At 62.3% G+C, this 10,294-nt stretch carries 7 protein-coding genes; 3 read left to right on the top strand and 4 right to left on the bottom strand.

Features of this window, described 5'->3' with window-relative positions; all coding sequences use genetic code 11:
* The first annotated feature begins 527 nt into the window (after positions 1-527).
* Positions 528-1,871, top strand: coding sequence for an MATE family efflux transporter (locus BFP93_RS20305; RefSeq protein ID WP_065894610.1), 1,344 nt, complete (start codon positions 528-530; stop codon positions 1,869-1,871).
* 109 nt (positions 1,872-1,980) lie between these two features.
* Here the strand turns inward: BFP93_RS20305 and speA are convergent, their stop codons facing one another.
* From speA to BFP93_RS20285, 4 genes are all read right to left on the bottom strand, one after another.
* Positions 1,981-3,894, bottom strand: a complete 1,914-nt coding sequence (gene speA, locus BFP93_RS20300; RefSeq protein ID WP_065883466.1) for an arginine decarboxylase — start codon at positions 3,892-3,894, stop codon at positions 1,981-1,983.
* Between the two features lie 142 nt (positions 3,895-4,036).
* A complete protein-coding gene (locus BFP93_RS20295) occupies positions 4,037-4,408 on the bottom strand; it encodes a translation initiation factor Sui1 (RefSeq protein WP_057724111.1) in 372 nt (123 codons plus the stop codon).
* Between the two features lie 88 nt (positions 4,409-4,496).
* Positions 4,497-5,033: an NUDIX hydrolase gene (locus BFP93_RS20290; protein ID WP_065894607.1), complete on the bottom strand. Its 537-nt coding sequence runs from the start codon at positions 5,031-5,033 to the stop codon at positions 4,497-4,499.
* A 2-nt stretch (positions 5,034-5,035) separates the two neighbouring features.
* Entirely contained in the window at positions 5,036-6,103 is a 1,068-nt protein-coding gene (locus BFP93_RS20285; protein ID WP_065883460.1) for a DUF2333 family protein, read from the bottom strand.
* Positions 6,104-6,401: 298 nt separating this feature from the next.
* On the opposite strand from BFP93_RS20285, the gene BFP93_RS20280 reads away from it, so the two are divergent.
* Both BFP93_RS20280 and BFP93_RS20275 read left to right on the top strand, forming a co-directional pair.
* On the top strand, positions 6,402-8,072 hold the full coding sequence (locus BFP93_RS20280) for a response regulator (RefSeq protein WP_065894606.1): 1,671 nt from the start codon (positions 6,402-6,404) through the stop codon (positions 8,070-8,072).
* 53 nt (positions 8,073-8,125) lie between these two features.
* Positions 8,126-10,087 (top strand): methyl-accepting chemotaxis protein, encoded by a 1,962-nt coding sequence (locus BFP93_RS20275; RefSeq protein ID WP_065894605.1) that lies wholly within the window; start codon positions 8,126-8,128, stop codon positions 10,085-10,087.
* Positions 10,088-10,294: the final 207 nt, after the last annotated feature.

Here is a 10,294-nt window from a genome sequence, read left to right as displayed (position 1 = left end):
GAGGTGCCGAGTGGTGGGGCAAGAGCGTTTTGCTTACTTTTGCGCTTTTCAAAAGTGAGCCGCCGTCAGGGCGGAACCCTAAGCAGCCGTGACCGCAGAAACGGATATGTACTCGGTCTGATCCAGCATCCTGGTCGGCTCTGAGGCCGCCATCGGGGGCAAGCCCCCTCCCACATTTGGATCGGGATCGACACAACATCCTGGTCGGCCCTGAGGCCGTCATCGGGGGCAAGCCCCCTCCCACATTTGGATCGGGATCGACGCAACATCCTGGTCGGCTCTGAGGCCGTCATCGGGGGCAAGCCCCCTCCCACATTTGGATCGGGATCGACACAACATCCTGGCCGGCTCTGAGGCCGCCATCGGGGGCAAGCCCCCTCCCACATTTGGGCCGGGATCGACACGACATCCTGGTCGACCCAGAGGCCGCCATCGGGGGCAAGTCGAATCGTCGTACCGCCCCTCCCACATTGGATCTGCCGTGGGGTTAATGGCCGGTTACAATGGCGCTCCACCTAGGAGCCTTCATGACCGCCCTGCTCGCCGACTGGCGCCACCGCCCCACCCATCGCCGTGTCTGGGCCCTGGCCGCGCCGATGATCCTGTCGAATATCTCCGTGCCGCTGGTGGCCCTGGTCGACAGCATGGTCATCGGCCATCTGCCCCATGCCCACCAACTGGGCGCCGTGGCCGTCGGCGCCAGCCTGTATACCTTCCTCGCCTGGGCCATGGGCTTCTTGCGCATGGGCTCCACCGGCTTTGCCGCCCAGGCCGCCGGGCGCAATGACGGCGCGGCATTGCGCCAGGTGCTGCTGCAAGGCCTGCTGCTCGCGCTGGGACTGGCCATGTTGCTGGGCAGCGTGGGCATTCCGCTCAGCCACCTGGCGCTCGAGTGGATGCAACCCTCGGCCGAACTGAACCAACTGACCCGGGAATTCTTCCATACGCGCCTGTTCGGCCTGCCCGCCGCCCTTGCCAGCTATGCGCTGGTCGGCTGGTTCCTCGGCACCCAGAACGCCCGTGCGCCGTTGGCGATCCTGCTGACCACCAACCTGGTCAATATCGCGCTGAACCTGTGGTTCGTTCTGGGCCTGGATTGGGGCGTGGTCGGTTCGGCCCGCGCCTCGGTGATTGCCGAATGGACCGGTGCCCTGCTCGGCCTGGCCCTCACCCAAAAAGCCTTGCGCGCCTACCCCGGCCATATCGCCTGGGCCGCGCTCAAGCTGTGGCAAAGCTGGCGCCCATTGCTGGCGGTAAACCGCGACATCTTTATCCGCAGCCTGGCGTTGCAGTCGGTGTTTTTCATGATCACCGTACAGGGCGCGCGGCTGGGGGATGCGACCGTGGCGGCCAATGCGCTGTTGCTCAACGGCCTGCTGCTGACGGCACACGCTTTGGACGGCCTCGCTCACGCTGTCGAGGCCCTGTGCGGCCACGCCATCGGCGCACGTGACCGCCAGGCGTTAAAACGATCATTGGTGGTTGCCTGTGGTTGGTCACTGATCGCCAGCGTCGGTTTCGCGCTGCTGTTCACCTTCGGCGGCCACCTGTTTATCGCCATGCAAACCGACATTCCCAGCGTGCGCGAAACCGCCGACCGCTACCTGCCCTACCTTGCGGTATTGCCGTTGATTGCAGTGTGGAGTTATCTGCTCGATGGATTGTTTATCGGCGCCACGCGAGCGCGGGAAATGCGCAATGGGATGTTGCTGACGGTGCTGCTGGTGGTGCCGCTTGCGTGGGCATTGCAGGGGTTGGGCAACCACGGGTTGTGGATCACCTTCCTGCTGTTCATGGCGGTGCGCAGTTTGACCCTGTGGGCAATTGCCTGGCGCCTGAATCGGCAAGGGCTGTGGCTCGGAGCCAACTGAAAAAACGCAATCCAAATGTGGGAGGGGGCTTGCCCCCGATAGCAGTACATCAGCAACAAATCAGTTGCCTGACACTCCGCTATCGGGGGCAAGCCCCCTCCCACATTTTTTACGAGGACAGGTAGGAAGAACGGGTCAGGCCCAGGCGCAATGCGTCCAGGAATTGAGTGCGCTCGCTGGCACTGATCTTCGCACTCGCACACTTGTCACGGTAATGCGTCATCAATTCCTCCGGCGACAAGTGCACATAGCGCAGCATGTCTTCGATGGTGTCGTGAGTTTCGATACCGGCGCTGTACACCGAACCGTCTTCACGCTGGTAGATGTTCACCGAGTCGGTGTCACCGAACAGGTTGTGCATATCGCCGAGGATTTCCTGATACGCGCCGACCAGGAAGATACCCAGCAGGTAGTCTTCGCCCTCGTTCAAGGCATGGACCGGCAGGCTGGTCTCGATGCTCTGTTCGTCGACGTACTGCTTGATCTTGCCGTCGGAGTCGCAGGTCAGGTCTTGCAGCACGGCGCGGCGCAGCGGCTCTTCGTCGAGGCGATGCAGCGGCAGAATCGGCAGTACCTGGCCGATGGCCCAGGTGTCCGGCAGGCTCTGGAACACCGAGAAGTTGCAGATGTACTTGTCGGCCAGTTTGTCGTTGAGTTCGTCCAGCACCTGGCGATGCGAGCGCTGGCGAGCCTTGAGCGAGTTGTGCAGGCGACGGCACACGGCGAAATAGCACTGTTCGGCCAGGGCTTTCTCGGCCAGGGTCAGCTTGCCGTCGGCGTACTGGGTGGCCACGTCGCTCATGTAGTGAGTGGCGCGCCAGTAGGTTTCGGTGACCATCTCGATATCGGTCGGGCCCAGCAGGTCCACCAGCCATTGCACAGTTTCCGGCAGGCTCTCCTTGTTTTCGATGGTCGGGATTTCGTCGTTGTGTTTCTCGACGTCGGTCACCTGCACCACCAGCATGGCGTGGTGGGCGGTCAGCGAACGGCCACTCTCGGAGAAGATGTGCGGATGCGGCAGGCTCTGCGCGTCGCAGAACTCCTTGAGCATGCCCACCACCACGCCGGCGTAGTCGTCCATGTCGTAGTTGATCGAGCTGGCGTTGCGCGAGTGGGTACCGTCGTAGTCCACGCCCAGGCCGCCGCCCACGTCGATGTGGTCCACCGGCAGGCCAAGGTTGCGCAGTTCGCCGTAGTAACGAATGGCTTCCTTGAACCCGTGCTGGTAGTCGGCCAGGTTGGCGATCTGTGAACCCATGTGAAAGTGCAGCAGGCGGATGCCCTGGTCCAGGCCGGCCGCGCGGAAACGCTCGACCACCGACAGCAGCTGCGCCGCCGACAGACCGAACTTGGACTTCTCGCCACCGGTGTCCGCCCACTTGCTCGAGGCCAGGGACGACAGGCGCACACGCAGGCCCACCTGCGGCTTGACCTTGAGGCTGGCGGCCTCTTCGATCACCAATTCAACTTCGGATTCTTTCTCGATCACGATAAACACATTGTGGCCGAGCTTCTGGCCCATCAGCGCCAGGCGGATGAATTCACGGTCCTTGTAACCGTTGCAGACGATGGTGCCGCCCTTCGGCGCCAGGGCCAGCACGGCCAGCAGCTCCGGCTTGGAGCCGGCTTCCAGGCCGATGGAGACGTTCTGGGTGGCGATGATGTTCTCGATCACCGCTTCCTGCTGGTTCACCTTGATCGGGTACAGCGCGGTGTACTGGCTCTGGTATTCCAGGCGTTCGATGTTCGAATCGAAGGCACCGGTGAGCTGGCGTACACGGTCTTGCAGGATATCGGGGAAGCGCACCAGCAGCGGCAACGACAGGCCGCTTTTGCGCAGCTCGTCGACTTGCTCGTACAGATCGACAGGCGTGCTGTTCGGACCGTTAGGACGGACTTCTACGCGACCGGCTTCATTGATCGCGAAATAACCGGCCCCCCAATGGCGAATCCCGTAAACACTGCGGCTGTCCGCAACTGTCCATTGGCTGCCATCGTCTTTGCGTGTGCGTCGTACGGACATCGAAGTCCCCTATAAATGAAGGCGAAGGCGCCACCTCAAGCGGAGGCTGGCGCAGTCTAAAGAATGAAAATGACGATTTGCCTGTAAGGGAGGTAGACCTCGCTCGCAGGGCAGAGTTTAGACACAGGCCGGGAAGAGGCTTTCAGCCGCCGGACTTCTTGGCCTTGTAACCGAGCTTGATCAGCTCGGCCAACAGCAACTCGACATGCTCGCCCTGGATTTCGATGACCCCGTCTTTCAACGCGCCACCGGTGCCGCAGCGCTTTTTCAGCGTGGTGGCAAGTTCCTTGAGCGCCTCTTCGGCCAGCGGCACACCGGTGATGGTGGTCACCGTCTTGCCGCCACGGCCTTTACTCTCGCGGCGTACGCGGGCAATGCCGTCGCCTTCGGGAATCAGGGTTTGTTTGCAGGTGCACGAATCCACGGGCTGACGGCAGTCCGGGCAGTGTCGACCTGCATCGGTGGAAAATACCAGGCCACCCAGGGCGGCGAAGGATGCGGCTTTCTTGGCCACCGGCAATCCTCTAGGGGATGAAAAGTGGCGCAGTGTAACGGCAAAAAGCCAAGTTGCTAAGGGCCAAATGGCGCCATTTCATGCAACTTTAGCGACGCAACGCCAGATAGCGCCGCAGGCCTTCTTGCGCGTCCGGGCAGTAAGGCTTGTGTTTGGCCTCGCTCAACACCGTTTCAATCGGCAGGAAGCGCGCTTCCATGACTTCTTCGGGCTGCAGGCACAGTGGCCCGTCCCATACCGCCGAGTAGGAGGTGCACCAAAGCCTGCTGTCGCCGTCTTCAAAATAGAAATGGTCATGTTCGATCAATTCCACGCCGCTGACGCCCAGTTCTTCGGCAAGCTCACGGGCCGCCGAATCGGCATAGGTTTCCCCTGCCGCGACCATCCCGCCCGCTGCCGTGTCCCAGAACCCGGGGTACAGCGCTTTGCTCAGGGTGCGCCGATGCACACACAGCTCGCCCCTGGAATTGAACAGGAAGATAAAGGTGCAACGGCCAATCAGCCCGCGGTTGCGCAGGTCGGACCTGACGAGGTTGCCGAGCGGGTTGTCATGTTCGTCAACCCACTGGATCAGTTCAGCATCGGAGGCTACCCGGTGGGCGGCCTCCTTTTGAGTAGCGTCCATCATCAACCCTGATTGAGGAGCTGACGCAAATCGATCACTGCAGCGTTGGCCCGGGAAATGTAGTTCGCCATCACCAGCGAATGGTTCGCCAGTACCCCGAAGCCACTGCCGTTGAGAATCATCGGGCTCCACACCGGTTCCTGCGAGGCCTCCAGCTCACGAATGATCTGGCGCACGCTGACGGTGGCGTTTTTCTTGGCCAGCACGTCGGCAAAATCGACTTCGATGGCGCGCAGCAGGTGGGACAGTGCCCATGCCTGGCCACGGGCTTCGTAGAACACGTTGTCGATCTGCATCCAGGGGGTTTCCACCACTTCTTCATCGACCTGCGGCACTTCACCCGGCGCCAGCGCTTCGGTTTTCAGCGCGGTGTTCAGCTTCACGCGGCCCACACTGGCCGACAGGCGTTGCGACAGCGAACCCAGACGGGTGGCGACATCGCCCAGCCAGTTGTTCAGGTTGTCGGCGCGGGCATAGAACAGCGCGCCCTTCTGGTTGGGGTCGGACAGGCGTGCTTCGTAACGGCTCAGGGAATTGATGCCTTCCTGGTATTCCGACTCGCTGGACGGCAGCACCCAGCTCTTGTTGTCAAAGTTGAAACGCGGCTCGGCCTTGGCCAGGTCAGCGTCTTCAGCCGACTGCGACTGGGAACGGGCGAAATCCTTGCGCAGGGCGCGGGTCAGGTCACGTACCTGCACCAGCACGCCGTACTCCCAGCTCGGCATGTTGTCCATCCACAGGCCTGGCGGGAAACGGTCATTGGAAATATAACCGCCGGGCTTGTTGAGCAAGGTGCCGACCACGTTTTTCAGGGTTTCGACGGTGGTGTAGCCGATCACCATCTGTTTGCCTTCCTTCTCGGCGGCAAGCTGGGCGTTTTGCTGGACCGGAAACAACGCCGGCTCCTGGCTCCAATACCAACCCAGGCCACCGGTGACCAGCAGGTACAAGCAGATCACGCTGAGCAAGGCGCGACTCATGAGCAGGTTGCGAACGTAGCTGCGGTTGGCCGACTTGGGCTCAGGGGCGGGGCCTTTGGCACTGCCTTCACGGTTTTTCCAGTCCAGCATGGCGATATCCTTTCAATCACTTGAGTTCATGCACATCAATTGTCCGGGTGCGGTCAAACACTCCGACCACAACCCTACCCCATCGTGCCCATCGGTGCGGCGCTTTTAAACCAGACTGGCGCATACCCGAGGGTGAACTATAAAGGATGCACGCTTTTTACACAGCGCGACCACGAGGTCAAAAAATGAATACCGCCGACGCGTACTTAATTGACGTATGACACTCATACAATAGAAAAGAGGTGCTAGCATAGGGCCACTAGTTGACCTCAGCATGCACCCTCACAGTAGTCAGGATATGACCGAGTCAGAAGACCCCAGCCGCGAGCGTCTCAAGCAGCATTTTGCCCAGCGGGTAATTCATCAGGCACGTCAAATTCTTGAGATCTGGCAGCGCCTGCAACGCAGCGAATGGTCGAACGCCGACTTCTCCGAGCTCAGCGAAGCCAATCTGCGCCTGCTGCGCTTTGCCGAGCGTTTTGAACAGCCCGAGCACCGTCAACTGGCCAAGCACATTGGCGAGTCCCTCAAGGCCGTGGACGAAAACCGTGGCCGCCTGAGCAGCCACCTGATCACCGAACTCAACCGTTTGATGCAGCGCCTGTCGCGCACCGGGCTGCGCCAGGGCGATCAACTCGAGCAAACCCTGCTGCCGCCGATGCGCAAACCGATCTACGTAATGCTGGCCGACCATGACCGCGCCGAGCGCCTGGCCAAGCAGTTGGAATTCTTCGGCATGAGCGCGCAGTCCCTGGACAGCGTCGCAGCGTTTCGCGCCTCCATGGCCGAGCGCCTGCCGTCGGCGATCGTGATGGACGTGGATTTTTGCGGCCCCGGACTGGGGCTCAAACTGGCCGCCGAAGCCCAGCAGGGCCTGGAGCAAAAGCTGCCGCTGCTGTTTTTCAGCCTGCATGAAACCGACACGCCGACGCGCCTGGCCGCCGTGCGCGCCGGCGGCGAAGAATTCCTCACCGGCACGCTGGAAGCCTCGAGCCTGCTGGAAAAGATCGAAGTGCTGACCTGCGTCGCTCAATACGAGCCGTATAAAGTGCTGATCATTGACGACTCCCGTGCCCAGGCCTTGCACACCGAGCGCCTGCTCAACAGCGCCGGCATCGTCACCCGCACCTTGATCGAGCCGATCCAGGCCATGGCCGAGCTGGCGGACTTCCAGCCCGACCTGATCATCCTCGACATGTACATGCCCGCCTGCACCGGCACCGAGCTGGCCAAGGTGATTCGCCACAACGACCGCTATGTCAGCGTGCCGATCATCTACCTGTCGGCCGAAGACGACCTGGACAAACAGCTCGATGCGATGAGCGAAGGCGGTGACGACTTCCTGACCAAGCCGATCAAGCCGCGCCATCTGATCACCACCGTGCGCAACCGCGCGGCGCGTGCGCGCAATCTGAAGGCGCGGATGGTGCGCGACAGCCTGACCGGGCTGTACAACCACACGCATATCCTGCAATTGCTCGAAGACTGCAGCTTCCGCGCCCGTCGCGAAAACAAGCCGCTGAGCTTCGCCATGCTGGATATCGACCACTTCAAGCGGGTCAATGACAGCCACGGTCACCCCATGGGCGATCGCGTCATCAAGAGCTTGGCCCTGTTCCTCAAGCAGCGCCTGCGCAAGACCGATTACATCGGCCGCTATGGCGGTGAGGAATTTGCCATCGTGATGCCCGACACCGACCTCGAATCGGCCTGCAGGGTGCTGGACGACATTCGTGGGCGCTTTGCCGAAATCCACTACCCGGCCCAGCCACAGGACTTATGGTGCACCTTCAGTGCCGGGCTGGTGGAACTGTGCGACGGCTCCGACGGCCTGATGATGGCCGCCCAGGCCGACGAGGCGCTGTACCGTGCCAAGCATGCCGGACGCAACCGCGTGCAGGCGGCTCGCCCATCAAAGCAAAGTGCCATCTTTTCACCGGGATTCACTGATTCGGTCATAACGCTGTAATAGAAACGCAATAACTTCAGGCACTTATCTTTTGCTGTCGGTTGAAACCACGCATGCGCCTGAAGCTGCTGACCAATCTCAATACCCTTCTTCTGGTTGCCGTGTGCCTGGCACTTGGCGCGACGCTGTGGTGGTCGCAACGAGCACTGGAGCGCCCGTACCTGTTGATGGAGCGCTATCTGGGGCTGTCCCAGGCCTTTGAGAACCAGACCGCACGCAATATCGACGACTACCTGGCCAGCGGCGATGCCCTGCGGTTGAGCAGCGCCGGCCAGAGCCTGGAAAGCCTGCTGCAGCAGCTCGACTCACTGCCGCCCGAGTTGGCGCAAAGCCTGCGCCCCAGCCTTGCGGACCTGGATGCCTTCAGCAAAACCGACCTGCTCGCCGCCGGTAAACTGGCCGGCGACCCGCAAGCGCTGCTGCTGCAAGCCGAACGCGAACTGGGGGCGAACCTGGAGCAACTGAGCCAGTACGCCGGCGCGGCCAATTCTGCGGACGCCGCGCGCTACCTGCCGCCGCTGCTGGCCGCCTCGCAACACCTGGGCAAGTTGTCCCTGGCGCGCGAAAAACTGGTCAGCAGCGGGCGCGCCGAGCTGGCCGATGACGTCGAGCGTGAAATCGCCAACATCCGTAGCCAGGCCGACCTGCTGGCACAGCTGCCGTTACTGGGCGTGAAGGCCAGCGCCGAATCCAGCACCGACGATTTTTCCGCCTTGATGGGCCTGGAAAACACTGAAAAAACCGAAGCGCTGGACACCGGCGTTGACCTCAAGCGTGAACTCAACGGCCTGTTGACCCGCTACCCCGCCGAGCTCAAGCGCACCCGCGAACAGATCCAGCAACGCGCCGACCTCGCCGCCGCCACCCGCACCAAGATCACCGGCGTGCGCCAAGCCATCGCCGGCCTGGAGCCAGTGGTGCGCGCGCAACACGCCAGCATCCAGGGCGAGGTGCGCCTGATACAAGGACTGATGATTGGCCTGATCCTGCTGATCGCCCTGTTGATCGACACCTTGCAGCGTCGCCTGGCGCGGGTGCTGACCGCCCTCGCCCCTGCGCTGTCCACCTGGGCCGAAGGCAACTTCAGCCAGCCGATCGACCTGGGCAGGACCAACCGCGAACTGCACGATATCCAGGCCTCGCTCAACCGCCTGCGCGCTTATCTGGTGGACCTGGTCGGCACGATTCGCGGCAACGCCGAAGAAGTCGCCGGCAGCAGCCGCGCCCTTGCCGAACTGAGCAGCGGCCTGCACGACGGCGCCGAACGCCAGGCCGGGGATACCGCGCAGATCCGTGACTCCCTGGGCGAACTGGAAGCGACCATCCAGCAAGTGGCGGGCGACGCCAGCCAGGCCGCTGGCGCCAGTCGCAGTGCCGGCATCGCCGTGGAACAAGGCCAGCGCGTCATCGGCCTGAGCCTGACCGGGTTGCACGCCCTGGTGGGAGAAGTGCAGCAAAACGCGCAGATGATCGAGAAACTTGCCGAGGAATCCGCCACCATCGGCGGCGTGCTCACGGTGATCCGCTCGATCGCCGACCAGACCAACCTGCTGGCGCTCAATGCCGCTATCGAAGCCGCCCGCGCCGGTGAGGCCGGCCGGGGTTTTGCCGTAGTCGCCGATGAAGTGCGCACCCTGGCCCAACGCACAGCCGGCGCCACCGCCGAAATCCAGGGCTTGATCAGCAGCCTGCAAAGCGCCGCCCACCAATCGGTGCAAGGCATGCGTGCGCAGGTCGAACACGCCGAAGCCACCGCCGAGCAAGCCCAGGCCGCCGATGGCGCGCTGGACGAAATCGTCGGGGCGATCCAGACCATTTCCGAGACGGCGGTGCGCATCGCTGACGTGACTGCGCAGCAAAGCGGCGCCGTGAGCGAGATTCGCGATAACAGCGAACGCATTCACCAACTGGGCGAGGACAACCTGCTGCGCATCGGCCAGGGGCGCAGCCAGGGCGAACACCTGCTGGTGCTGGGCGGGCAGCTCAACACGGCGGTGCAGGCCTTCCGCGTCTAATCTCCCCTCCAGTGGAGATCAAAATGTGGGAGGGGGCTTGCCCCCGATAGCCATAGGTATCTACACAACTCTGTAGCGCCCAACCGTAACCACGATGCGAAGCGAGCCGCTCGTGATCTTGATCTGGCTTTTGATCTTGATCTCAGGCGCCCCGTTAAACCACGCTGGCCGAACGCAGGCTTGAATCCGTGGGTAACCCGGCAGGAC

Origin of the sequence: Pseudomonas sp. 44 R 15 (genome assembly GCF_900004965.1) — a bacterium.
Lineage (GTDB): Bacteria > Pseudomonadota > Gammaproteobacteria > Pseudomonadales > Pseudomonadaceae > Aquipseudomonas > Aquipseudomonas orientalis_A.
The sequence above is the reverse complement of the archived record's forward strand: the minus strand, read 5'-3'. Positions and strand labels throughout refer to the sequence as shown.

Coding starts and splice junctions, on each gene's coding strand:
- BFP93_RS20290 (WP_065894607.1), bottom strand. CDS start 5,033: ATGGACGCTACTCAAAAGGAGGCCGCCCACCGGGTAGCCTCCGATGCT.
- BFP93_RS20305 (WP_065894610.1), top strand. CDS start 528: ATGACCGCCCTGCTCGCCGACTGGCGCCACCGCCCCACCCATCGCCGT.
- BFP93_RS20275 (WP_065894605.1), top strand. CDS start 8,126: ATGCGCCTGAAGCTGCTGACCAATCTCAATACCCTTCTTCTGGTTGCC.
- BFP93_RS20285 (WP_065883460.1), bottom strand. CDS start 6,103: ATGCTGGACTGGAAAAACCGTGAAGGCAGTGCCAAAGGCCCCGCCCCT.
- speA (WP_065883466.1), bottom strand. CDS start 3,894: ATGTCCGTACGACGCACACGCAAAGACGATGGCAGCCAATGGACAGTT.
- BFP93_RS20280 (WP_065894606.1), top strand. CDS start 6,402: ATGACCGAGTCAGAAGACCCCAGCCGCGAGCGTCTCAAGCAGCATTTT.